The organism is Bradyrhizobium cosmicum (assembly GCF_007290395.2).
GTDB lineage: Bacteria > Pseudomonadota > Alphaproteobacteria > Rhizobiales > Xanthobacteraceae > Bradyrhizobium > Bradyrhizobium cosmicum.
Window position 1 is genome coordinate 2577988 of sequence record NZ_CP041656.2, and the last position, 23096, is coordinate 2601083.

At 63.8% G+C, this 23096-nt stretch carries 21 protein-coding genes; 13 read left to right on the forward strand and 8 right to left on the reverse strand.

What is annotated here, in order from left to right; translation table 11 throughout:
- Window position 1 precedes the first annotated feature (1 nt).
- Both FNV92_RS12095 and FNV92_RS12100 read left to right on the forward strand, forming a co-directional pair.
- Window positions 2–1255: an ATP-grasp domain-containing protein gene (locus tag FNV92_RS12095; protein ID WP_168213245.1), complete on the forward strand. Its 1254-nt coding sequence runs from the start codon at window positions 2–4 to the stop codon at window positions 1253–1255.
- The gene (locus FNV92_RS12100; protein ID WP_143840795.1) at window positions 1252–2751 is read left to right on the forward strand and encodes a pyridoxal phosphate-dependent decarboxylase family protein; all 1500 of its coding nucleotides are present in this window, start codon (window positions 1252–1254) and stop codon (window positions 2749–2751) included. Before FNV92_RS12095 ends, FNV92_RS12100 begins: the two co-directional genes overlap by 4 nt.
- Before the next feature lie 83 nt (window positions 2752–2834).
- Here the strand turns inward: FNV92_RS12100 and flbT are convergent, their stop codons facing one another.
- A complete protein-coding gene (gene flbT, locus FNV92_RS12105; protein ID WP_143840794.1) occupies window positions 2835–3272 on the reverse strand; it encodes a flagellar biosynthesis repressor FlbT in 438 nt (145 codons plus the stop codon).
- Between the two features lie 320 nt (window positions 3273–3592).
- Between flbT and FNV92_RS12110 the strand changes: the two genes are divergently transcribed.
- The 6 genes from FNV92_RS12110 (at window position 3593) to FNV92_RS12135 (ending at window position 14594) form a co-directional block, all read left to right on the forward strand.
- Complete coding sequence (locus FNV92_RS12110; RefSeq protein WP_143840793.1) at window positions 3593–5839, forward strand: DUF1522 domain-containing protein; 2247 nt, start codon at window positions 3593–3595, stop codon at window positions 5837–5839.
- Between the two features lie 373 nt (window positions 5840–6212).
- Complete coding sequence (locus tag FNV92_RS12115) at window positions 6213–8459, forward strand: DUF1522 domain-containing protein (protein ID WP_143840792.1); 2247 nt, start codon at window positions 6213–6215, stop codon at window positions 8457–8459.
- 338 nt (window positions 8460–8797) lie between these two features.
- On the forward strand, window positions 8798–11041 hold the full coding sequence (locus FNV92_RS12120) for a DUF1522 domain-containing protein (RefSeq protein ID WP_143840791.1): 2244 nt from the start codon (window positions 8798–8800) through the stop codon (window positions 11039–11041).
- A gap of 231 nt (window positions 11042–11272) precedes the next feature.
- A complete protein-coding gene (locus FNV92_RS12125; protein ID WP_143840790.1) occupies window positions 11273–13555 on the forward strand; it encodes a DUF1522 domain-containing protein in 2283 nt (760 codons plus the stop codon).
- Between the two features lie 289 nt (window positions 13556–13844).
- Window positions 13845–14213: a flagellar biosynthesis regulator FlaF gene (gene flaF / locus FNV92_RS12130; protein ID WP_143840789.1), complete on the forward strand. Its 369-nt coding sequence runs from the start codon at window positions 13845–13847 to the stop codon at window positions 14211–14213.
- 12 nt (window positions 14214–14225) lie between these two features.
- A complete protein-coding gene (locus FNV92_RS12135; RefSeq protein ID WP_143840788.1) occupies window positions 14226–14594 on the forward strand; it encodes a hypothetical protein in 369 nt (122 codons plus the stop codon).
- A 3-nt stretch (window positions 14595–14597) separates the two neighbouring features.
- Here FNV92_RS12135 and FNV92_RS12140 read toward each other — a convergent pair whose 3' ends face one another.
- The 4 genes from FNV92_RS12140 to FNV92_RS12155 all read right to left on the reverse strand — a co-directional run bounded on the left by FNV92_RS12140 (window position 14598) and on the right by FNV92_RS12155 (window position 17115).
- On the reverse strand, window positions 14598–14957 hold the full coding sequence (locus FNV92_RS12140) for a hypothetical protein (protein ID WP_015684946.1): 360 nt from the start codon (window positions 14955–14957) through the stop codon (window positions 14598–14600).
- A gap of 156 nt (window positions 14958–15113) precedes the next feature.
- On the reverse strand, window positions 15114–15611 hold the full coding sequence (locus FNV92_RS12145; RefSeq protein ID WP_143840787.1) for a hypothetical protein: 498 nt from the start codon (window positions 15609–15611) through the stop codon (window positions 15114–15116).
- 11 nt (window positions 15612–15622) lie between these two features.
- On the reverse strand, window positions 15623–15991 hold the full coding sequence (flgJ, locus tag FNV92_RS12150; RefSeq protein ID WP_168213244.1) for a flagellar assembly peptidoglycan hydrolase FlgJ: 369 nt from the start codon (window positions 15989–15991) through the stop codon (window positions 15623–15625).
- On the reverse strand, window positions 15991–17115 hold the full coding sequence (locus FNV92_RS12155) for a flagellar basal body P-ring protein FlgI (RefSeq protein WP_041748190.1): 1125 nt from the start codon (window positions 17113–17115) through the stop codon (window positions 15991–15993). The genes flgJ and FNV92_RS12155 overlap by 1 nt, the downstream gene beginning before the upstream one ends.
- A gap of 281 nt (window positions 17116–17396) precedes the next feature.
- Here FNV92_RS12155 and FNV92_RS12160 point away from each other — a divergent pair, with 281 nt between their 5' ends.
- Window positions 17397–17810, forward strand: a complete 414-nt coding sequence (locus FNV92_RS12160; RefSeq protein WP_143840785.1) for a flagellar assembly protein FliX — start codon at window positions 17397–17399, stop codon at window positions 17808–17810.
- Window positions 17811–17818: 8 nt separating this feature from the next.
- Here the strand turns inward: FNV92_RS12160 and FNV92_RS12165 are convergent, their stop codons facing one another.
- Window positions 17819–18190, reverse strand: coding sequence for a winged helix-turn-helix transcriptional regulator (locus FNV92_RS12165; RefSeq protein ID WP_041748793.1), 372 nt, complete (start codon window positions 18188–18190; stop codon window positions 17819–17821).
- 140 nt (window positions 18191–18330) lie between these two features.
- Here FNV92_RS12165 and FNV92_RS12170 point away from each other — a divergent pair, with 140 nt between their 5' ends.
- Together FNV92_RS12170 and dksA are read left to right on the forward strand one after the other, a co-directional pair.
- Complete coding sequence (locus FNV92_RS12170) at window positions 18331–18942, forward strand: NAD(P)-dependent oxidoreductase (protein ID WP_143840784.1); 612 nt, start codon at window positions 18331–18333, stop codon at window positions 18940–18942.
- A gap of 215 nt (window positions 18943–19157) precedes the next feature.
- Window positions 19158–19523: an RNA polymerase-binding protein DksA gene (gene dksA / locus FNV92_RS12175; RefSeq protein ID WP_008554760.1), complete on the forward strand. Its 366-nt coding sequence runs from the start codon at window positions 19158–19160 to the stop codon at window positions 19521–19523.
- A gap of 280 nt (window positions 19524–19803) precedes the next feature.
- Here dksA and FNV92_RS12180 read toward each other — a convergent pair whose 3' ends face one another.
- A complete protein-coding gene (locus FNV92_RS12180) occupies window positions 19804–20202 on the reverse strand; it encodes a winged helix-turn-helix transcriptional regulator (protein ID WP_186355491.1) in 399 nt (132 codons plus the stop codon).
- Window positions 20203–20297: 95 nt separating this feature from the next.
- Here FNV92_RS12180 and FNV92_RS12185 point away from each other — a divergent pair, with 95 nt between their 5' ends.
- Together FNV92_RS12185 and FNV92_RS12190 are read left to right on the forward strand one after the other, a co-directional pair.
- Entirely contained in the window at window positions 20298–21326 is a 1029-nt protein-coding gene (locus FNV92_RS12185; protein WP_143840783.1) for an SDR family oxidoreductase, read from the forward strand.
- 78 nt (window positions 21327–21404) lie between these two features.
- Window positions 21405–22184, forward strand: coding sequence for a 2-keto-4-pentenoate hydratase (locus FNV92_RS12190; protein ID WP_015684955.1), 780 nt, complete (start codon window positions 21405–21407; stop codon window positions 22182–22184).
- Between the two features lie 144 nt (window positions 22185–22328).
- On the opposite strand, the gene flgH is transcribed toward FNV92_RS12190, so the two are convergent.
- Window positions 22329–23093, reverse strand: coding sequence for a flagellar basal body L-ring protein FlgH (flgH, locus tag FNV92_RS12195; RefSeq protein ID WP_015684956.1), 765 nt, complete (start codon window positions 23091–23093; stop codon window positions 22329–22331).
- Window positions 23094–23096 lie beyond the last annotated feature (3 nt).

Genomic DNA, 23096 nt, shown 5'->3' on the forward strand with positions numbered 1-23096 from the left:
GATGCTGCATCCTGTTTCCGCGCCTGACAGCGTGACCACGCCGAACTATTCCGATCGCATCGGCTTTGCGCAATTAACGCGCCGCGCCTTCGAGGGCGGCGATCTGCATCCGCTCCGCGAGCATCTGCTCGCACGGATCGCGGATGGAACGGCCGAGGCGGGCGAAGGCCTGGATCTGTCGCTGATTGCTCAGCTTCTTGGTGAGAAAGAAGCGGGGCTCGTGATCCAGAGCGAGGTACTCTCCTTCCATCAATTGTTTCGGACCCCATGCGCAGTTCCGAAACCCCGCCTGCGCGTGCTCGCGCTCGCGGCCGATATCGACATGGGCGGCAACACCCCGATCGAATTCCTGCTCGAAGGCTCCGACATCGAGCTGCTGACGCTTTATGTGGTCAAGGGCGTCGGCCTTCCCGAGACATTGCCCGATCACGACGTCGCCATCGTGGTCGCCTCCGATTCCGAAGAGTGCCGCGAGACACTCGCCGTGATCGAACGGGCCGCGCCACGCTGGCCGCGGCCGCTGCTCAATCGTCCCGAGCTCATCGGCAATCTCGATCGCGACAAGCTGTTCCGGTTGCTGGCCGGCATCTCCGGTCTGGACATTCCCGTGACCGCCCACGCGGCGCGCGCGCAATTGTCTGAGCTTTCGGAAGGGAAGATCGGCTGCGAGAGCATCACGGGGGAGCTGCGCTTTCCGATGATCGTGCGGCCGCGCGGCACGCATGCCGGCGTCGGGCTCGCGAAGGTCGACGACGCTGCGGCGCTGCAGGCTTATCTTGCGGAGCGGCAGGAGCAGGACTTCTTCGTCGCGCGCTTCGTCGACTATGTGAGCCCGGACGGGCTTTACCGCAAGTACCGTCTCACCATGGTCGACGGCAAGCCTTACGCCTGCCACATGGCGATCGCCGATCGCTGGGACATCTGGTATCTCAACGCGTATATGGCGTTCAGCGAGGAGAAGCGGGCAGAAGAAGCCATCTGGATGCAGGACTTCGATCACGCCTTCGCTGCACGGCATAAAGCTGCGCTCGACGAGATGAGCAGGCGCGTTGGTCTCGATTATTTCATCGTCGATTGCGCCGAAAACCAGAACGGCGAGCTGCTGGTGTTCGAGGCGGACAACACCGCCGTCGTGCACAACATGGATCCACCCGCCGTGTTTCCGTACAAGCCGCCGCAGATGCACAAGATCTTTGCCGCGTTCACGGCGATGCTGTCGCGGCACGCCAGGAACGGCGTGGGGAGGGCCGCATGAACGAGATCATCCGCAACGCGCAAAGCGCCGTCACGCACACCTCGCTCGATCCGCAGGACTGGAGCGGATTTCGCGCGCTCGCCCACCGCATGCTGGACGATGCGATCGACGGTATCGCCAATGTTCGTGCGCGTCCCGTGTGGCAGCCGATTCCCGATGACGTTCGTGCGGCGATGAAGGCCGGCGTGCCGCGCGAATCCAGCGATCTTGCCGATGTCTATCGCGAATTCTCCGAGCATGTTGCGCCCTATGCGACCGGCAACGTTCATCCCGGCTTCATGGGCTGGGTGCATGGCGGCGGGACTGCTGTCGGCATGCTCGCGGAAATGCTCGCAGCCGGCCTCAACGCCAATCTCGGCGGGCGCGACCACATGCCTATCGAGGTCGAGCGCCAGATCGTCGCCTGGATGCGCGATCTGTTCGCGTTCCCGGAGAGCGCCAGCGGCATCTTCGTCACGGGCACGTCGATGGCCAATCTGATGGCCGTGCTGGTGGCTCGCACAGCCGCGCTCGGTGCGCTGGCGCGGCAGCACGGCATCGGCAACGATGGCGCGCTGCTCACGGCTTACACCTCGCGGGTCGCGCATGGCTGTGTCTCCAGGGCGATGGACATTGCCGGGCTCGGCACCGATGCGCTGCGCATGATCGATGTCGATTCCGATCATCGCATCGACGTGGCCGCACTGCGCGCGCAAATCGAGGCGGATCGCGCGGTCGGCTTCAAGCCGTTCCTGGTGGTCGCCTCCGCCGGCACTGTCGATATCGGCGCAATCGACGATCTCAAGGCGATCGCGGAGCTGTGCCGCGAGCACGGGATTTGGTTTCACGTCGACGGCGCCTTTGGTGCACTTGCGATATTCTCGCCCGAGCTTGCATCATTGCTGGACGGCATCGAGCTTGCCGATTCCATTGCACTCGATTTCCACAAATGGGGACAGGTGCCTTACGATGCAGGCTTCCTGCTGGTGCGCGACGGCGAGCAGCATCGGCAGGCCTTCGCGCAGCCGGCGGCGTATCTGAGCCGCGAGGCGAGAGGGCTTGCAACCGGCGCGGTCTGGCCCTGCGATCTCGGTCCCGATCTGTCGCGCGGCTTCCGCGCGCTGAAGACCTGGTTCACATTGAAAACGTTCGGGACCGAACGGCTGGGCGCGGTGATCGCGCGAAGCTGCGCGCTTGCGAAATATCTGGAGGCGCGCGTTCTCGCCGAGCCGCGACTGGAGCTGCTCGCGCCGGTCAACCTCAATATCGTTTGCTTCCGCTACCGAGCCGACGATGCGGTCAACCGCGAGATCGTCGCCGATGTCCAGGAGTCCGGCATCGCGGCGCCGTCGAGCACGACGCTGGACGGCAAGTTCGCGATCCGCGCGGCCATCGTCAATCACCGTACCGACGAGAGGGACATCGACGCGCTCTTGGCTGCGGTGCTGGAGGTCGGCGAACGCCGCAACGCCGGCGCGGTGATCGAGGTCGAAGCGCCGCCGCTCGCGGCGCAGTGACCTCAGGATTTGTTCTGATACGTTGAAAACAAAAACGCCCCGGACCTGGTCCGGGGCGTTTTCGTTTCAGATGTGCGAGGCGCTCAGGCGGCCGAGCTGACGTCAGCCGCGACGCCGTCCTTGGGATGGGTCGACTCGAACTGCTCGCGCAGCTTGTCTTCATAGGCGATCAGCTTGCGGGCGTCCTTCAGAGCCCGGTAGAGATCGCCGCTCATGATGTTGTTGTTGATGCTCTCGATGATCGGCCATGCGCTCGGCACGGCGGTGACGATGTCGCGCACCAGGTTGAAGTAGGTGCCGTGCTGGCTCTGCGGATCGGGCGAGATGTACATCAGCTGCACCGCCAGATAGACGAGCTTGGCCGCCGTATCGGCGGTCTCCGGCGTGAGAATGTCGCGCTCGCGCAGGATCGGCACGTTCTCGCCGTCGATCAGAAGGCGCGCGCGCTGGTCGGTGTTGGTTATTACGCAGTTACCGACGATGATGCGTTCGTGCGGTTTCAGCTCGACCTTGAGGGCCATGCCAGTTCTCCATCAACGCTTTCGTAACCGAGCGTGTGTTGCGGCGGATCAGGGCGCAATACTCCATCAAGACTAGTTAACGAGTTGTGAATCTCCGGTTTTTTCGAGAAAAACACCAATCATTTCAATGGCTGAATCGAGCGGTAGCGCGGTGGCGGACTGCGCTCGCCCTGCCGAATCATCCCGCGGCTCGGCAAAAGCGGCGGTTTCATTTCATGCTTCGTTAGATTCTCGGCGCCACGGTCCGCCGGTCGCTGGGTCACTCTCGATCCATGCAGACGCGTAACAGTAAGCGTCGTTTACCAGAAGGGTAACAGCTTATGTCCGGTATTGTTCTCTCCGCATCGGTTCGTCAGAACCTGCTCTCCCTCCAGTCCACCGCTGATCTTCTCGCCACCACGCAGAACCGTCTGTCGACGGGCAAGAGCGTCAACTCGGCCCTGGACAATCCCACCAACTTCTTCACCGCACAGTCGCTCGACAACCGCGCCAGCGACATCAACAACCTGCTCGACAATATCGGTAACGGCGTGCAGGTGCTGCAGGCCGCCAACACCGGCATCACCTCGCTGCAGAAGCTCGTCGACAGCGCCAAGTCGATCGCCAACCAGGCACTGCAGACCACGGTCGGTTATTCCACTAAGTCCAACGTCTCCACCACGATCTCTGGTGCGACGGCTTCGGACCTGCGCGGCACGACTACCTACACCAGCGCGGATGCGCTGAGCAACGTGCTGTACAAGGGCACCGCGGGCGGCACCACCGCTGCTGCTTCCGGCACCACGCTGGGCGGCGTTGCAGGCGCCTTCACGGGTACGGTGATCAACGCGGCGACGACCGCGACGAGCCTGCTCAACGGCACAGCCACGGCGGGTGACGCCAACGCCGGCATCGCGGCTGGTGACACGCTCACCGTCAACGGCAAGACCGTCACGTTTGCTGCGGGCGACCAGCCGGCCACGGCGCCGACCGGCCTGACCCAGGTTGCGGCCTCTGCGGGCGTGACCACTGGCAACGTCTATACCGACACCACCGGCAACGTCACCGTCTACCTCGGCTCGACCACCAAGGCTTCGGTGGGTGACCTGCTGACCGCCGTCGACCTCGCCAGCGGCGTGCAGAGCAACGTCGCGGGCACTCTCACGGCGAACGCCGGCCAGACCCCCTCGACGGTCAGCGGCGGCGGCGCGCTCGTGCTGCAGAGTTCGACCGGTGCCGACCTGAGCGTCACCGGCAAGGCCGACATCCTGAAGGCCCTCAAGCTGACCACCGCGACCGGTGCCGGCAACGTCACCGTCTCCGCGACCCGCACCACGAGCGCGGCGACGTTGTCGTCGTTCATCTCGTCTGGTTCGACGCTGAACGTCGATGGCCATGTCATCACCTTCAAGGACGGTCCGACGCCCGGTGCTTCGTCGCTGGGTTCGACCCAGGGCGTGTCCGGTAACGTCGTCACCGACGGTAACGGCAATTCGACGGTGTACCTGCAGAGCTCGACGATCGCCGACGTTCTGAAGGCGGTCGACTTCGCCACGGGCGTTCAGACCTTCGCGCTCAACGGCAGCGGCGGCGGCACGCTCGCAACCGCCTCAGGCCAGACTGCCTCGTCGATCAACGCCTCCGGCCAGCTCAAGATCTCGACCGGCGTCAATGCCGATCTGTCGATCACCGGCACCGGCAACGCGCTGCAGACCCTCGGTCTCGCCGGCAACACGGGCACGTCCTCGGCGTTCACCGCGGCTCGTACCTCCGGCACCGGCGGTATCAACGGCAAGACCTTGACCTTCACCTCCTTCAATGGTGGTTCGGCGGTCAACGTCACCTTCGGCGACGGCACCAACGGCACGGTCAAGACGCTCGATCAGCTCAACACGCAGCTGCAGGCCAACAACCTGTCTGCGACGATCGATGCCAACGGCCTGCTGACGATCTCGACCACCAACGACTACGCATCCTCGACGCTTGGTTCGTCGGCTGCAGGTGGTGCGATCGGCGGCACGCTGACGACCTCGCTGACCTTCTCGACGGCCTCCAGCCCCGTCGCTGACAGCGTTGCCCAGACGACGCGTGCCAATCTGGTTTCGCAGTACAACAACATCTTGAGCCAGATCGACTCGACCTCTCAGGACTCCTCGTTCAACGGCGTCAACCTGCTGAACGGCGACCAGCTCAAGCTGGTGTTCGACGAAACCGGCAAGTCCAGCCTCAACATCACCGGCGTGACCTACAACTCCAAGGGTCTGGGCCTAGCCTCGTTGGTGAGCGGCTCGGACTTTATCGACAACGCCGCGACCAACAAGGTGCTGGCCAACCTGAACTCGGCGTCCAGCACGCTGCGTTCGGAAGCCTCCAGCCTTGGTTCGAACCTCTCGGTGGTGCAGGTGCGTCAGGACTTCAACAAGAACCTGATCAACGTACTGCAGACCGGTTCGTCCAACCTGACGCTGGCCGACACCAACGTCGAAGCGGCCAACAGCCAGGCGCTGTCGACCCGCCAGTCGATCGCGGTCTCCGCGCTGTCGCTCGCCAACCAGTCGCAGCAGAGCGTGCTGCAGCTGCTCCGCTAGGTCGCGGACGGTATCGCAAGCAAGACATCGCTAAGCAAGACATCGCGGCGGGGCTTCGGCCCCGCCGCTTTCTTTTTGTGCCGGTATCGGAGGATGTCGCGCGATGATGAAGACGATGCATCCAAACGCGGCCGTTTGCCGACTCTGAGTTATGGTTGACAAGTAGCAAACACACCGCCGCTGCAAGGAAAAGCATCATTCGATCATAGCGATACACAAGGGAGCGATCTGGCCTGGTGAGCTGCTATGGTGAATCCGCGCAAGGACTGGCGCGACGCACTTCATGCTTTGTTAGCCACCTAAGTTCACCGTCCCGGCATCGATTAATCCTAATCGAAGTTTGTTGCGTTGCGTACCAGAAGGGTAACAGCTTATGTCCGGTATTGTTCTCTCGTCCTCGGTTCGTCAGAACCTGCTCTCCCTCCAGTCCACCGCTGATCTTCTCGCCACCACGCAGAGCCGCTTGTCGACCGGCAAGAGCGTCAACTCGGCCCTGGACAATCCCACCAACTTCTTCACCGCACAGTCGCTCGACAACCGCGCCAGCGACATCAACAATCTGCTCGACGGCATCGCCAACGGCGTGCAGGTGCTGCAGGCCGCCAACACCGGCATCACCTCGCTGCAGAAGCTGATCGACAGCGCCAAGTCGATCGCCAACCAGGCACTGCAGACCACGGTCGGTTATTCCTCGAAGTCCAACGTCTCCACCACGATCTCTGGTGCGACGGCTTCGGACCTGCGCGGCACAACTACCTACACCAGCGCGGATGCGCTGAGCAACGTGCTGTACAAGGGCACCGCGGGCGGCACCACCGCTGCTGCTTCCGGCACCACGCTGGGCGGCGTTGCAGGCGCCTTCACGGGTACGGTGATCAACGCGGCGACGACCGCGACGAGCCTGCTCAACGGCACAGCCACGGCGGGTGACGCCAACGCCGGCATCGCGGCTGGTGACACGCTCACCGTCAACGGCAAGACCGTCACGTTTGCTGCGGGCGACCAGCCGGCCACGGCGCCGACCGGCCTGACCCAGGTTGCGGCCTCTGCGGGCGTGACCACTGGCAACGTCTATACCGACACCACCGGCAACGTCACCGTCTACCTCGGCTCGACCACCAAGGCTTCGGTGGGTGACCTGCTGACCGCCGTCGACCTCGCCAGCGGCGTGCAGAGCAACGTCGCGGGCACTCTCACGGCGAACGCCGGCCAGACCCCCTCGACGGTCAGCGGCGGCGGCGCGCTCGTGCTGCAGAGTTCGACCGGTGCCGACCTGAGCGTCACCGGCAAGGCCGACATCCTGAAGGCCCTCAAGCTGACCACCGCGACCGGTGCCGGCAACGTCACCGTCTCCGCGACCCGCACCACGAGCGCGGCGACGTTGTCGTCGTTCATCTCGTCTGGTTCGACGCTGAACGTCGATGGCCATGTCATCACCTTCAAGGACGGTCCGACGCCCGGTGCTTCGTCGCTGGGTTCGACCCAGGGCGTGTCCGGTAACGTCGTCACCGACGGTAACGGCAATTCGACGGTGTACCTGCAGAGCTCGACGATCGCCGACGTTCTGAAGGCGGTCGACTTCGCCACGGGCGTTCAGACCTTCGCGCTCAACGGCAGCGGCGGCGGCACGCTCGCAACCGCCTCAGGCCAGACTGCCTCGTCGATCAACGCCTCCGGCCAGCTCAAGATCTCGACCGGCGTCAATGCCGATCTGTCGATCACCGGCACCGGCAACGCGCTGCAGACCCTCGGTCTCGCCGGCAACACGGGCACGTCCTCGGCGTTCACCGCGGCTCGTACCTCCGGCACCGGCGGTATCAACGGCAAGACCTTGACCTTCACCTCCTTCAATGGTGGTTCGGCGGTCAACGTCACCTTCGGCGACGGCACCAACGGCACGGTCAAGACGCTCGATCAGCTCAACACGCAGCTGCAGGCCAACAACCTGTCTGCGACGATCGACGCCAACGGCCTGCTGACGATCTCGACCACCAACGACTACGCATCCTCGACGCTTGGTTCGTCGGTTGCAGGTGGTGCGATCGGCGGCACGCTGACGACCTCGCTGACCTTCTCGACGGCCTCCAGCCCCGTCGCTGACAGCGTTGCCCAGACGTCTCGCTCGAACCTCGTCAATCAGTACAACAATATCCTCCTGCAGATCGACTCGACCTCTCAGGACTCCTCGTTCAACGGCGTCAACCTGCTGAACGGCGACCAGCTTAAGCTGGTGTTCGACGAAACCGGCAAGTCCAGCCTCAACATCACCGGCGTGACCTACAACTCCAAGGGTCTGGGCCTCGCCGCGCTGACTCAGGGAGCGGATTTCATCGACAACGCCGCGACCAACAAGGTGTTGACCAACCTGAATTCGGCGTCCAGCACGCTGCGTTCGGAAGCCTCGGCACTCGGTTCGAACCTCACGATCGTGCAGGTACGTCAGGATTTCAACAAGAACCTGATCAACGTGCTGCAGACCGGTTCGTCCAACCTGACGCTGGCCGACACCAACGTCGAAGCGGCCAACAGCCAGGCGCTGTCGACCCGCCAGTCGATCGCGGTCTCAGCGCTGTCGCTCGCCAACCAGTCGCAGCAGAGCGTGCTGCAGCTGCTCCGCTAGGTCGCGGACGGTATCGCAAGCAAGACATCGTTAAGCAAGACATCGCGGCGGGGCTTCGGCCCCGCCGCTTTCTTTTTCGTCCGTGTTTGCGTCCAGTCCCGATCACGCTTCCGAAAAGTAACCCGCGGTTATGGTTAATGGAGCGTAAGCACGGAAAATCGCCAGTAAATTCAGCCGGATTTCGGAGGGTGCCCGTTTCTCCCGCCGGCTTATGGTGTACCGGCGCTTATGCCGGCTCGTCTCATTTCACCCTTTGTTAGCCATGTCGCGGCACGCTGTCCCCGTCACTCGATCCGAAGCGATCGAACGAAGACGCGTAAACCAGAAGGGTAAGAGTTATGTCCGGTATTGTTCTCTCTGCGTCGGTTCGCCAGAACCTGCTGTCTCTCCAGTCCACCGCCGACCTCCTCGCCACCACACAGAACCGTCTGTCGACCGGCAAGAGCGTCAATTCGGCCCTGGACAATCCCACCAACTTTTTCACCGCACAGTCGCTCGACAACCGCGCCAGCGACATCAACAATCTGCTCGACGGCATCGCCAACGGCGTGCAGGTTCTGCAGGCCGCCAACACCGGCCTGACCTCGCTGCAGAAGCTGATCGACAGCGCCAAGTCGATCGCCAACCAGGCGCTGCAGACCACCGTCGGATATTCCTCCAAGTCCAGCGTCTCGACCACGATCTCCGGTGCGACGGCTGCCGACCTGCGCGGCACCACGAGCTTCGCTAGCGCGGTTGCGAACAGCAACGTGCTCTACAGCGGTGCTGCAGGCGGCGTGACCGCCGCGACGTCCGGCGCGACGCTGGGCGGCATTGCAGGAACCGACACGGGAACTGTCATCAACGCTGCAACAACTGCCGCCAAGCTCTTGAATGGCGTAGCCGCGGGCGATGCCAACGCCGGCGTTGCGGCGGGTGATACGCTCACCGTCAACGGCAAGACTATCACGTTCGTTGCGGGCGACCAGCCGACAACGGTTCCTACAGGTCTCACCCAGGTTGCCGCATCTGCCGGCGTCACGACCGGTAACGTCTACACGGACGCCAGCGGCAACGTGTCGATCTATCTCGGCTCCGCGACGAAGGCCTCGATCGGCGACGTGCTGACGGCGGTCGATCTGGCGAGCGGGGTGCAGAGCAATGTTGCCGGTACCCTCACCGGCAATGCGGGCCAGACTCCCTCGACGGTCAACGGCAGCGGCGCGCTCGTGTTGAAGAGCACGACTGGCTCCGATCTGACCCTGACCGGAAAGGCCGACATCCTGAAGGCTCTTGGCCTGACCTCCGCCACCGGTGCCGGCAGCGTCACGACAACGGCAGCCCGCACCACGAGCTCGACGACGGTGTCGTCGCTCGTCTCGTCGGGTTCGACGCTGAACGTCGATGGCCATGTCATCACCTTCAAGGACGCCCCGACACCGTCCGCTGCTTCGCTGGCCGCCACTCAGGGCGTGTCCGGCAACGTCGTCACCGACGGCAACGGCAACTCGACGGTGTATCTGCAGTCCGGAACGATCGCCGATGTGCTGAAGGCGATCGACTTCGCCACGGGCGTTCAGACCTTCACGCTCAACGGCAGCGGCAGCGGTACGCTCGCGACCGCCTCGGGTCAGACCGCCTCGTCGATCAACACCTCCGGCCAGCTCAAGATCTCGACCGGCGTCAACGCCGATCTGTCGATCACCGGCACCGGCAATGCCCTGTCGGTGTTCGGTCTCGCCGGTAACACCGGGACGGCCTCGGCCTTCACCGCGGCCCGTACCTCCGGCATCGGCGGCATTGCCGGCAAGACCCTGACCTTCACTGCCTTTAACAGCGGTACAGCGGTCAACGTCACCTTCGGCGACGGCACCAACGGCACGGTCAAGACGCTCGATCAGCTCAATTCGCAGCTCCAGGCCAACAACCTGTCCGCGACCATCGACGCCAACGGCCAGCTCACCATCACTGCCTCCAACGACTACGCGTCTTCGACGATCGGTTCGACGACAGCCGGCGGCGCGATCGGCGGCACCATCACCAGCGCGCTCACGTTCACGACCGCCTCCACGCCGGTCCAGGACGTGGTGGCTCAGTCGTCCCGTGCAAATCTGGTATCGCAGTACAACAACATCCTGAACCAGATCGACACGACCTCGGTGGACTCCTCGTTCAACGGCGTCAACCTGCTGAACGGCGACCAGCTCAAGCTGGTGTTCGACGAAACCGGCAAGTCCAGCCTCAACATCACCGGCGTGACCTACAACTCCAAGGGGCTGGGCCTGGCGTCGCTGACAGTCGGTCTCGACTTCATCGACAACGCCGCCACCAACAGGGTTCTGACCAATTTGAACTCGGCGTCTAGCACGCTGCGGTCGGAAGCCTCGGCTCTCGGTTCGAACCTCTCGGTCGTGCAGATCCGTCAGGACTTCAACAAGAACCTGATCAACGTGCTGCAGACCGGCTCATCGAACCTGACTCTGGCCGACACCAACGTCGAAGCGGCCAACAGCCAGGCGCTGTCGACCCGCCAGTCGATCGCGGTCTCCGCGCTGTCGCTGGCCAACACCTCGCAGCAGAGCGTGCTCCAGCTGCTTCGCTAATAAGCGTCTGAAATTACGATAGAAAACACGGCGGCGGGGCTTCGGCCCCGCCGCTTTTTTATTGGCTCGGAGCCCGTGTCAAACCGGGGAAGGGGGTGCTAACCCCCCATTAACCCTATCCCTTAAACCGCCGTTAACCATACTTTAAAGGACAGCCCCTAAGACTGGACAAAAGCCCGCTTTCCAAACCGCGCGGCCGATTCGTATCCGGTTCAAGAGGAAGTCTCGCCAATGTCCAACATCGTTCTCTCGGCGTCAGTTCGCCAGAACCTGTTGTCGCTGCAGTCGACGGCCGATTTGCTGGCCACGACGCAGGAGCGGCTGTCGACCGGCAAAAAGGTCAACACGGCGCTCGACAATCCCACCAACTTCTTCACCGCACAGGGGTTGGACAACAGGGCGAGCGACATCAGCAACCTGCTCGACGGCATCAACAACGGTGTCCAGGTGCTCCAGGCCGCCAACACCGGCATCACCTCGCTGCAGAAGCTGATCGACAGCGCGAAATCGATCGCCAACCAGGCGCTGCAGACCACGGTCGGCTACTCGACCAAGTCCAACGTCTCGACCACGATTCCGGGTGCGAGCCCGGCGGACCTGCGCGGCACGACCTCTTATGCGAGCGCGACCGCCAACAGCAACGTGCTTTATACCGGTGCGGCCGGCGGCGTGACCCCGGTGACCTCGGGTGCATCGCTCGGCGCGTCGCTCGGTTCGACTGCCGGCACGCTGACCGGCTCGGTGGCCAAAGCAGCCGACACCACCACTAACCTCGCCGGCACCAATACGCTGATCGGCGCGACCCCCGCGACCACGTTCGGAGCGTCGCCGGCAGATGGCGACTCGATTACCGTCAACGGCAAAACCGTGACCTTCCGAACCGGCGCGGCTCCTAGCGCGCAACCGACTGGCTGGGGTCTCAACGCCAGCGGGCACATCGCCACGGACGGCAACGGCAATTCCATTATCTACATGGGCACAACCGCTGCTCCCACGGCCACCGTCGACGACCTCCTCAGCGCGGTCGATCTTGCCAGCGGGGTCAAGACGGCGACGATCAGTGCAGGCGCAGCGACGATCGCGACGAGCGGCGCGACTGTTGGTACGGTCCAGACGCCATCGTCGATTACCGCGGGCGCCGTTACGCTGAAGAGCTCAACCGGTTCCGATCTGAACGTGACGGGCAAGGCCGACTTCCTGAAGGCGCTCGGCCTGACCTCGGCGACCGGCGCTGGCAATGCCAGCATCAGCGCCAACCGGCAGACCACCGCGGGTTCGCTCGGCAGCCTGGTCAAGGATGGCTCGACGCTGAACATCGACGGCCACACCATCACCTTCAAGAACGCCGAGACGCCGCAATCGGCGACGAGCGTGACCTCCGGTGGCGTCAACGGCAACATCGTCACCGACGGCAACGGCAACTCGACGGTCTATCTCCAGAGCGCGACGTTGACCGATCTGCTCAACTCGATCGACCTTGCCACCGGCGTGAAGACCGCCAGCATCTTCCTTGGCGCCGCGACTCTTTCGACCACCGCGGGCCAGATCCCATCGTCTGTGAATTCCAGCGGTCAGCTGGCGCTTTCGACCGGCATCAACGCCGATCTCTCGATTACCGGCACCGGCAACGCGCTGTCCGCGTTCGGTCTCAGCGGCAACACAGGAACGGCGACGGCATTCAGCGCGGCGCGCACCTCGGGCGTCGGCGGCGTCAGCGGCAAGACGCTCACCTTCAGCTCGTTCAACGGCGGAACGCCGGTGAATGTTACCTTCGGTGACGGTACCAACGGGACCGTCAAGACGCTGGATCAGCTCAATGTGCAGCTTCAGGCCAACCACCTAACGGCAACGATCGACGCCAACGGCGTGCTCACGGTGACCACGGTCAACGAGTACGCCTCTTCGACCCTCGGTTCAACTGCAGCGGGCGGCGCGGTTGGCGGCACGCTCACGGGTGTGCTGGCCTTCACGACCGCGCAGCCGCCGATTCAAGATCCGGTCGCGCAGACGGCACGCTCCGGCCTGGTCAGCCAGTTCAACAACATCCTGGCGCAGATCGACACCACGTCTCAGGACTCGTCCTTTAACGGCGTCAACCTGCTGAACGGCGACACGCTGAAGCTGGTGTTCAACGAGACCGGCAGCTCGACGCTCGGCATCAACGGCGTAGTCTTCAACGCGGCGGGTCTCGGCCTCAGCAATCTCGTCCCGGGCACGGACTTCATCGACAACGGCGCCACCAACAAGGTGCTGCAGAGCCTGAATGCCGCCTCGAGCACGCTGCGCTCGGAAGGCTCGGCGCTCGGTTCGAACCTCTCGATCGTGCAGGTGCGTCAGGACTTCTCCAAGAACCTGATCAACGTGCTGCAGACCGGCTCGTCCAACCTGACGCTCGCCGACACCAACGAGGAAGCGGCCAACAGCCAGGCGCTGTCGACCCGCCAGTCGATCGCGGTCTCCGCGCTATCGCTCGCCAACCAGTCGCAGCAGAGCGTGCTGCAGCTGCTGCGCTAATTTCCCAACGCAAGATCGCTAAGACGTCGCGGCGGGGCTAATGCTCCGCCGTTGTTTTGAGGGAGATCGCTAAGGCAGGATTAGCTGAGACCGACACGCATCATCCCAAGCAAGTTTACAGCGTGCGTGTGTGCATCTAGCATTGCGCTGAGAAGAGCTCCGAGCCCCGTAATAATCCGGAGTGCCTTCCAAGCACACACGTAAGCAAATCTTAAGCGGTGCTGCCTAGGGTCGGGAAAGAAATCCTTAAGCGCGTTCAACGGGCTAGGTAACCTCCAAGGTGTGATTGATGTCGAATTCCGCTGCCTCGGCTTACGCGCGTGTTGCAACGACCACCGCATCTCCTCGCGACGTCGAGGCGCAGACCCTGCTCAAGGCCGCCAACAAGCTGCAGGACGCGATCAACAGCGCCGACCCGTTCAGCGAGCAGACCACACACGCGCTGATGTTCAACCGCAAGCTCTGGACGATCTTCCTCAGCGAGGCGATGCGCGACAACAATCCGCAGCCGCTGGACGTCCGGCAGAAGATCGCCAACATCAGCGTGTTCGTGTTGAGCCAGACCGCGGCGCTCCAGATGAGCCCGCAGTTCGATCACTTCCGTCCGCTGATCGAGATCAACCGCAATATCGCCGCCGGTCTGTCCGGTCGTCCCTGACGGAAACCCGTCATGGCCGACATCATGAGCATCCTGTCGACCGCGTACAAGTCGAACGTGCTGTCGAGCACATCGGGCTCATCGAAATATGTTTCAGTCGATTCATCGCTCTATCAGGGCAGCTGGACCGGCAGCTATCCGGACGGCAAGAAGTTCTCGTTGAACGTCTCGCAGGTCAGCGGCTTCCGCGCGCAGGTCCACTACCAGAGCGAAGGCACGTCACAGTACCAGCAGGTGCTGATCAAGGACGGTTCGTTCCGCTTCGGGAATACCAAGTTCACGCTGACAGATGTCGGCAAGGCGCAAGTCAAGAACGTCGTCACCGATCCCGCGACCGGCTCGACCTATCTCGATACCGCGCAAGCCACGCTCGACACCTGATGCTCAGGCGCTGACGTCCGTATTGAGCGGACGCGAGGGCTGGGACTTCAAATCCTCTGCATGGAAATAGGCCCGCCGGCGCAGCATCGCTTCGTCGGGGAACTGGTTGACCACCGCGTCGGTCTTGTCGTTGACCACCTGAAAGACGAAAGATGCGGCGGCCTGGTCGAACACGACCTGACGCGAGACGTTCTCGTTCTTCGGCAGATCACTGCGCACGGCCGCACTGGTATCGCTTGCGGCCACCGTCTGGCTCACCGGCAAATCAGTTTGCACGGCCTCGTTCGCCGCCGAATTCGACGTCGTTACGGTCTGCACGGGGGCCGGTATCCCCACCGGCCTGATGCTGAAATCTGTACTCATGGCAGCCTCCTGGCCTCACGTGAGTCAAATCCCAACCCCTCTCGATACGCAACCATGGAACACCAGGTTTGAACATCGGGTAAGGAAACGTGCCTAACCGCGCGGCGAGATCGCGGCGCGGTTTTTCGTAAAATTGTCGCTGGTTTTTGCGTGCGCTCAGAGCGAGCGGCTGACCGCGAGCGGGGTGATGTGGCGCGGGCCCGGCGTGGCGCGGCGGCCCGCGGCCGTATAGGTGTTCGGCACGTTGCGCTTCTGGATCTCGGCATTGACGCCGCGCACGACGCTCTCGGAGACCGCATGTGCGGTCGCGAGCACGGTGAGATTGACCTGGAGCATCGCGCGGAACGCATCGTGGTGCCGATGCAGCGTCGAGAGCAGCTCGGGCGCGGATTTGGCGAGCTGGGGCTGGTTCGCCTTCAATGCGCTGACGGCACTGACATAGTTCCGCGACAGCTCCTGCTTCTTGCTCTCGAAGGTCATCGCCTCCCGGACCTTGCCGGCGCGAACGAGCTCGGTCTCGCGCTCGATCAGTCCGAGCAAGGCGCTCATCGCGTCCATCAACTGCTCGGCGACCTTGCGCCCTTCGGCATTGCCGGGAGCAGGGTTCGGGCGCTGCGCTTGCACCGGCTGTCGTGAGGCATTGAAGTGGTTCATCTCGTTTGACCTTATGCCGTGCGGATGGTTTTCGCCTGCTGCATGATGAGGGTGCGGTAGACCTCGGTTGCGACGCCGACGCCGCCGGCCTTGGCGAAGTTCCTGGAATATTGCTCGGTCAGCATCGAGCGCCACACGCCGGTGCCCGTCGTGTCGCCGAACGGACCTTCACCCTTCAGGCCCGAGGTCATCTGCGAGAACATGCTGTTGAGGAACATCGCCTCGAAATCGGTGGCGGTCTTCTGCGCCTTCGCCTGTTGCTTCGGCGGAACTTTTTGCAGCGCGGCGGCGAGCTCGAAGTCGGGGCGGCCGTTACGGCTCTCGACGGAGAACGCTGGGGACGTCGCGACGTGCGGGGTATTGATCATGCCGGTCTGCATCACATCACCTCGATGTCGGCTTCGATCGCGCCGGCGGCCTTGATCGCCTGCAGGATGCTGATGAGGTCGCGGGGGCCGATGCCGAGGCCGTTGAGGCCGTCGACGAGCTGTTGCAGCGAGACGCCGTCCTTGACGACGGCGAGTTTCTTGCCGTCCTCGGTGACGCTGACGCCGGTGCGTGGCGTGACTACGGTACGGCCGCGTGACAGCGGGTTGGGCTGGCTGACCTGCGGGCTCTCGGAGATGGTGACGGTCAGGTTGCCCTGCGCCACCGCGACGGTGGCGACGCGGACGTCGCGGCCCATCACGATGATGCCGCTGCGCTCGTCGATGATGATCTTGGCGGCGAGGTCGGGATCGACCTGGAGCTGCTCGATCTCGGTGAGGAAGGCGACGACGTTGCCCTTGAAGTCCGGCGGGATCGACAACTGCACCGTCGAAGGGTCGATCGGCTCGGCGGTCTTGAGGCCGAGATAGTCGTTGATCGCGGCCGCGATCCGCTTGGCCGTGGTGAAATCGGCGTTGCGCAGCGCCAGCCGGACGGTCGGCAGCCGATTAAGCGCGAACTCGATCTCGCGCTCGATGATGGCGCCGTTGACGATGCGGCCCACGGTCGGGACGCCGCGCACGATCTTGGCCGCTTCACCTTCGGCCTGGAAGCCGGAGATCGCGACCGAGCCCTGTGCGACCGCGTAGACGTTGCCGTCGGCGCCGAGCAGCGGCGTGACCAGCAGCGTGCCGCCGCGCAGATCCTTGGCGTCGCCGAGCGCGGAAACCGTGACATCCATGCGCGTGCCCTGGGTGGCGAAGGCCGGCAGATTGCCCGTCACCATCACGGCTGCGACGTTGCCGGTGCGGATGGTGGCGCCGCGGATGTTGACGCCCATGCGCTCGAGCATCGCCTGCAGCGACTGCTTCGTGAAGGGGATGTTGTTGAGCGTGTCGCCGGTGCCGTTGAGGCCGACGACGAGGCCGTAGCCGATGAGCTGGTTCTGCCGCACGCCCTCGATATTGGCGAGATCCTTGATGCGCGACGTCGCGCTTGCGGGCGCGACCGAGAGCGCCAGCGCTGACAGCGCGGCGCAAGCCACCCCAAGAATCCTTACCCAACGAACGCCTGGCATCCTCTGCTCCCCAAGGCTCCCGAGAAAGCCTCCTCAAATCTCGGACCAAACTTGACACTCCCATGACGAGCTGGTCTGACGCTGTCCTTGCGAGCGCTGTGCCAACACGGGATAACGGGGTAGGCGATTGAATAGGTTGAATAAACCTGTTTCGACCGGTGTCAGCCGGCGTTCTCTCTGAGGAGCGAAACTGCCGCCCCTCGGCAGATTTTGCCGGGCTGTTTACGCGCCGTTAACCATAAGACGGCGAATGTGGCGCATCGATCACCCGGATTGCTGCGATGCGCATCTACGGACCGAACGGCACAACGCTTGGAACGCCGGCCAGCCAGGCCAAGCGGACGGGCTCCGGCACCTTCGTCCTGCCCGACGCCTCGTCGGCTCAGGAGACGCGGAGCGCTGCCGCACCGAAGGCCGCCGCCAACATCGATGCGCTGCTCGCACTGCAGGGCATCGAGGAGGATCCGGTCGAGCGCCGCAAGCGCTCGGTCGCCCGCGGCAGGACCGCGCTCGACGTGCTCGACGATCTCAAGATGGGTCTGCTGTCCGGCAATCTGGACGCGTCGACGGTGATGCGGCTGCGGGATGCCGCGACGAATCTGAAATCGTCCTCCGGTGATCCCGGTCTCGATTCCGTGCTGTCCGAGATCGAGCTGCGCGTCGAGGTCGAACTCGCCAAGGCAGGGCAGGCGTAGCGTCTGCGCTACGCCGCCACATCCTTCAGCTGCGAGTCGTAACGGCGCTGGGCAGCGAGCACGTCTTTCAAATTCTGCTCGGCCCAGTCGCGCAGCGGATCGACCGCGGCGGCGAGCGTCACGCCGAGTTGCGTGATCGAATATTCTACCGTCACCGGAACGGTTGCGATGGCGTGACGCTTGATCAATCCGTCGCGCTCGAGTGATTTGAGAACCTGGCTCAGCATCTTCTGCGAAATGCCTTCAATCGTGCGGCGCAACTGATTGAAGCGCATCGGCTCCTCGCGCAGCAGCAGCAGGATCAGCACCGCCCATTTGTCGCCGACGCGATCGAGGATCTGGCGTGTGGGGCAGTTCGCTGCATAGACGTCTGGCTTCATCGTCGGGTCCTCACGATCCATGTTGGCCGCTTGCCGGTTACTCCTGTGTAAGCAGGTAAGCACAAAGTGCTCTCTTAACACCAGCATCCTTTGCGATATCTAGTCACCATTAGTTACCACAGAAGCAAAGGAAGCCTTCCATGAAGATCGCAGTCGCCGGCGCCTCCGGCCGGGCCGGGTCGGAAATTACCAAGGAACTGGCCCGTCGTGGCCACACGGTTACGGCCATCGCCCGGAACCCCGAGAACATTGCGGCCCTGCCGAATGTCACGCCCACCAAGGGCGACGTGCTCGACCAGGCGGGCCTTGCCAAGCTGTGGGCCGGACACGACGCGGCCGTGAGTTCCGTGCACTTCCTGGCCAGCGACCCGCTCAGGCTGATCGGCGCGGCAAAGGAATCCAAGGTCGGCCGCTACCTCGTCGTCGGCGGAGCCGGCAGCCTGGAAGTCGCTCCGGGCGTGAAATTGGTTACAACCCCCGGTTTTCCGGCCGAATACAAGGCGGAAGCGGAAAAAGGCGGGGCATTCCTCGACCTGCTGCGGCAGGAGAAGGACCTGAACTGGACCTTCATCTCGCCTTCGGCCCTGTTCATCGAGGGGGAGCGGACCGGTAAGTTCCGGCTCGGGACCGACCAGCTTCTCGCAGATGCGAGCGGGAAGAGCTGGATCAGCTTCGCCGACTACGCCATCGCGCTCGCCGACGAGATCGAGCGGCCGGCCCATGCGCGGCAGCGTTTCACGGTCGGTTACTAGGCTTTTGGCCGCCTCCGGACCCTCCAGGATAAACCTTCCTGTGCAAGGGTTTGGGGGCGGTAACCCAGCGATTAAGGAAATATTGTCTGTCACAGGAGGTCGCTATATAAGCCCCGGCTCAACGGACGTCGTTCCGTTCACGAGTCGTTGCTTAAGAAGATAGGCCGCCCTTGGAAAAGTTGAAAAACTACCGACCGACCGAAAAAGAGCCTTTCATGAACGACCGGCAGAAGGAGTACTTCCGTTTGAAGCTCCTCGCCTGGAAGGATGAGATCCTCAAAGAGTCCAAGCTCACCCTGCAAGCGCTGCAGGAGGAGAACGTCAACCACCCCGATCTCGCCGATCGGGCATCGTCCGAAACCGACCGCGCCATCGAACTCCGCGCCCGCGACCGCCAGCGCAAGTTGATCGCCAAGATCGACGCCGCGCTTCAGCGCATCGAGGACAACACCTACGGCTATTGCGAGGATACCGGCGAGCCGATCTCTTTGAAGCGGCTCGAAGCCCGGCCCATCGCGACGCTCTCGGTGGAAGCGCAGGAGCGCCACGAGAAACGCGAGAAGGTCTATCGCGACGAATAGAGTTCGAGCCGCAGCGATGCGGCTCTTTGTTTTTGGACGAAAGGCGCCGCTTCGCGCTGTGATCAGCATATTGCCTGTCGCTTGCCGCCGCGCTTCAACGCGCGGCTATGATCGCGAAAAGTGAATCGCGATCAATGGGCTAGACTCGACTCCTCCGAGCTCACGTGAGTTCGGATGAGAAAAAGCCTTCACTTCAGGTGCGGGACTTTTTGCGAGTCGCATCAACGGGATCGACCCGGATGCTGAGACACCGATCCAGCAGCATCACACATCGCTGCAATCAGGCCTGCTGCGACGCCACGAGGCGCGCATCCCCATAAAGCCTGGACCAGCTCAATATTTCCTTAAACGCCGGCAGCAGGCCGTAGGCCGCATCCGTCAGCTCGTACTCCACCCGCAGCGGTTTCTCCGCGAAGACGGTGCGCGACACCAGGCCATCCTGCTCGAGTTCGCGCAGTTGCGTGGTCAGCATGTGCTGGGTGATGCCGCCAATCGATCGCCGCAAGGCGCCGAAGCGAACTGCGCCGTTCATCAGCGCGAACAGGATCTCCAGTTTCCACTTGCCGCCGAGCGCGTGGATCGCCCGCTTGAAGTCGGTGAGTAGGGCGGGGTCGGGGCTGCAATCGCAGTCGCCCTCGCAAATGCTGGTCAGGTTTTCCATACCGGTCTCGAAATCCATTCTACTTGTCCCCCGGGAGATAGTGACCAGATGCGGCCTTGAGCAGGGCCGGCGGAACCCATTCGCCTGGCCGCGCAGCGAAGGGGAATTTGGCAATGAGCACCGTTCTGGTCACCGGCGGGTCCGGCTTCGTCGGCAGCCACGTCGTCCTGCAACTTCTGGCCGCCGGTCACGCGGTGCGGACGACGGTGCGCCGGCCGGACCGGAGGGACGACGTGTTGGCGATGCTGCGCGAGGGTGGGGTGACTTCGCCGGAAAGCCTGTCCTTCCTGACCGCCGACCTCACCGGGGACGCGGGCTGGCGCGAGGCGGTTGCCGGTTGCGACTACGTGCTCCATGTCGCCTCGCCCCTGTCGACCAGCGTTCCCAAGGAGGAGAACGAGATGATCATCCCGGCGCGTGACGGGACGCTGCGGGTGTTGCGTGCCGCGCGGGATGCCGGCGTCAGGCGGGTCGTCATCACCTCCTCGCTGGGCGCCATCGGCTATGGCCATTCGCCGCGCGAAAAGCCGTTCGACGAGACCGACTGGACTAATCTCGAAGGCGCCGACGTGCAGCCCTACATCAAGTCCAAGACGCTGGCCGAGCGGGCGGCCTGGGATTTCGTCGCGCGTGAGGGCGGCGGGCTGGAACTGTCGGTGGTCAATCCCGCTGGCATTTTCGGTTCGGTGCTGGGGCCAGACTTCTCCGGCTCGATCGAGATCGTCAAATCGCTGCTCGACGGTGCCATGCCGGCGGTGCCGCGGGTCTATTTCGGCGTGGTCGACGTGCGCGACGTCGCCGATCTGCATCTGCGGGCCATGATTGCGCCCGAGGCGAAAGGCGAGCGCTTCATCGCGGTGTCCGGCGAGGCGATGTCGATCCTTGACATCGCCAGGGTGCTGCGGCGGGAACTCGGTCCGGCCGCGCGGCGGGTTCCGCGGCTCCAGGCCCCGGACTGGCTGGTGCGGCTGGCCGCCAACCGGATTCCGCTGCTGCGTGCGGTGGTGCCGATGCTCGGCAAGGTCAGGCATTCCACCAGCGCCAAGGCAAGGTCGCTGCTCGGCTGGCAGGCCCGCTCCAATGAAGAGGCGATCCTGGCGACGGCCGAGAGCCTGATCCGGCTCGGTCTCGTCAAGGCGTGAGGCCGCCCCGTCCTTGTCACGCCCCGGCGGGAATGCTGAAGTGCCGTCCTCGATTGTGTTGCGTGGGAGGCGGCGCCGATGGACAATATTCTCAAAGCCGCAAAGGCGATCGCGCTGGCGCGGCGCAACCACGCGCCGCTTGCCGCGCTTGAGGTTCCTCCCGCCGACGAGGACGAAGGCTACGAAGTCCAGCGCGCGCTGCACGATCTGCTGCTGCCGCATGCCGGGCCGCTGGTCGGCTACAAGATCGGCTGCACCAGCCCGGTGATGCAGGAATATATCGGCATTCCGCACCCCTGCGGCGGCGGCGTGTTCCAGAAGGGCGTGCACGACAGCGGCGTCAAGCTCGCGGCCGCCGACTATGTCCGCGTCGGCGTCGAATGCGAAATCGCGGTGCGGCTGAAGCGCGACCTTGCCGCCGGCGAGGCGCCGTTCACGGCCGAATGGGTCGGCGAAGCCGTCGAGGCCTATCATCCTGCGATCGAGATCGTCGACGACCGCTACGTGAAGTGGGAGACGATGGGCGCGCCGACGCTGATCGCCGACGACTTCTTCGCCGCCGGCTGCGTGCTTGGGCCGTCCGTGCCGCGCTCATCGGTGCCGGACCTCAAGGCGGTCAAGGGCCGCGCCATCGTCAACGGCGAGGAGGTCAGCCACGGCACCGGCGCCGACGTGCTCGGCCATCCCCACAACGCGCTCGCCTGGCTCGCCAACCATCTCGCCGCCGAGGGCAAGGGCCTGCACGCCGGCCAGCTCGTGTTGACCGGGAGCCTGGTCAAGACGCTGTGGCTGAAGGCCGGCGACAAGGTGCGGATGGAGCTGGACGGGCTGGGCGTGGTGGAGGCGGAGTTTACGTAAACTCACTCCATCGTCATTGCGAGCGCGGAGCAACGCCTTCGCCAAAATACATGCGGCCCTCGCCAGGGGAGCTAGCGAGGGCCGCGTCGTACATCGTCGTTCGCGCCTAGGTTCGCGAACACGATGTGGGAGCTCGGGAGAGACTTAGAAGGGCAGCAGAACGTCCATGACTTGCTGGCCGTAGCGCGGCTGCTGCACGTCCGTGATCTGGCCGCGGCCGCCGTAGGCGATGCGGGCTTGCGCGATCTTGCTGGAATCGATGGTGTTGTCGCTCTGGATGTCTTCGGGCCGGACGATGCCGGCGACCACGAGCTCGCGGATCTCGTAGTTGACGCGGATCTCCTGCTTACCTTCGACCACGAGGTTGCCGTTCGGCAGCACCTGGGTGACAACCGCGGCGACGTTGGTCTGCAACGCTTCCGTGCGATTGACCGAACCCTTGCCGTCGGCGGAGGACGTCGAGTCGGTGGTGAGAAGGCGACCGGGCAGGACCTTGAGCGGCTGTGTGACGGTCTGACTGCCGATGAAGTCGGTAATTCCCGAATCTTCCTTGGCGGTTCGGCTGCGCTGGGTCTCGTTGGAGAGGTTGGCCTTGTCGGTGATGTTCACGGTCACGGTCAGGAGGTCGCCGATCTGGTGGGCGCGCTGGTCCTTGAAGAAGGCGCGGCTGCCGTTGCGCCACAGCGAGTTCGGATTGTAGGAGGCGACTTCCGGCTTCGGCATCGGCATCTGCACCGGCTTGTAGCCGGGCTGCGTCGTCGGATTGTCGATCGCCGACAGTTTCGGCTGCTCGCCGATCTGCGACAGGCGGTCGATCGAGGAGCAGCCGCTCGCCAGCGCGCAGGTGGCCAGCAGCAGGGCAGAGATCGCTATGCGACGAAGACGGAAAGCCGAACTGAAACTGGACATGAC

Bases quoted from the DNA above. Each gene is read 5' to 3' on its own strand.
- FNV92_RS12095 (WP_168213245.1), top strand. From the start codon at position 2: ATGCTGCATCCTGTTTCCGCGCCTGACAGCGTGACCACGCCGAACTAT.
- FNV92_RS12100 (WP_143840795.1), top strand. From the start codon at position 1,252: ATGAACGAGATCATCCGCAACGCGCAAAGCGCCGTCACGCACACCTCG.
- flbT (WP_143840794.1), bottom strand. From the start codon at position 3,272: ATGGCCCTCAAGGTCGAGCTGAAACCGCACGAACGCATCATCGTCGGT.
- FNV92_RS12110 (WP_143840793.1), top strand. From the start codon at position 3,593: ATGTCCGGTATTGTTCTCTCCGCATCGGTTCGTCAGAACCTGCTCTCC.
- FNV92_RS12115 (WP_143840792.1), top strand. From the start codon at position 6,213: ATGTCCGGTATTGTTCTCTCGTCCTCGGTTCGTCAGAACCTGCTCTCC.
- FNV92_RS12120 (WP_143840791.1), top strand. From the start codon at position 8,798: ATGTCCGGTATTGTTCTCTCTGCGTCGGTTCGCCAGAACCTGCTGTCT.
- FNV92_RS12125 (WP_143840790.1), top strand. From the start codon at position 11,273: ATGTCCAACATCGTTCTCTCGGCGTCAGTTCGCCAGAACCTGTTGTCG.
- flaF (WP_143840789.1), top strand. From the start codon at position 13,845: ATGTCGAATTCCGCTGCCTCGGCTTACGCGCGTGTTGCAACGACCACC.
- FNV92_RS12135 (WP_143840788.1), top strand. From the start codon at position 14,226: ATGGCCGACATCATGAGCATCCTGTCGACCGCGTACAAGTCGAACGTG.
- FNV92_RS12140 (WP_015684946.1), bottom strand. From the start codon at position 14,957: ATGAGTACAGATTTCAGCATCAGGCCGGTGGGGATACCGGCCCCCGTG.
- FNV92_RS12145 (WP_143840787.1), bottom strand. From the start codon at position 15,611: ATGAACCACTTCAATGCCTCACGACAGCCGGTGCAAGCGCAGCGCCCG.
- flgJ (WP_168213244.1), bottom strand. From the start codon at position 15,991: ATGCAGACCGGCATGATCAATACCCCGCACGTCGCGACGTCCCCAGCG.
- FNV92_RS12155 (WP_041748190.1), bottom strand. From the start codon at position 17,115: ATGCCAGGCGTTCGTTGGGTAAGGATTCTTGGGGTGGCTTGCGCCGCG.
- FNV92_RS12160 (WP_143840785.1), top strand. From the start codon at position 17,397: ATGCGCATCTACGGACCGAACGGCACAACGCTTGGAACGCCGGCCAGC.
- FNV92_RS12165 (WP_041748793.1), bottom strand. From the start codon at position 18,190: ATGAAGCCAGACGTCTATGCAGCGAACTGCCCCACACGCCAGATCCTC.
- FNV92_RS12170 (WP_143840784.1), top strand. From the start codon at position 18,331: ATGAAGATCGCAGTCGCCGGCGCCTCCGGCCGGGCCGGGTCGGAAATT.
- dksA (WP_008554760.1), top strand. From the start codon at position 19,158: ATGAACGACCGGCAGAAGGAGTACTTCCGTTTGAAGCTCCTCGCCTGG.
- FNV92_RS12180 (WP_186355491.1), bottom strand. From the start codon at position 20,202: ATGGATTTCGAGACCGGTATGGAAAACCTGACCAGCATTTGCGAGGGC.
- FNV92_RS12185 (WP_143840783.1), top strand. From the start codon at position 20,298: ATGAGCACCGTTCTGGTCACCGGCGGGTCCGGCTTCGTCGGCAGCCAC.
- FNV92_RS12190 (WP_015684955.1), top strand. From the start codon at position 21,405: ATGGACAATATTCTCAAAGCCGCAAAGGCGATCGCGCTGGCGCGGCGC.
- flgH (WP_015684956.1), bottom strand. From the start codon at position 23,093: ATGTCCAGTTTCAGTTCGGCTTTCCGTCTTCGTCGCATAGCGATCTCT.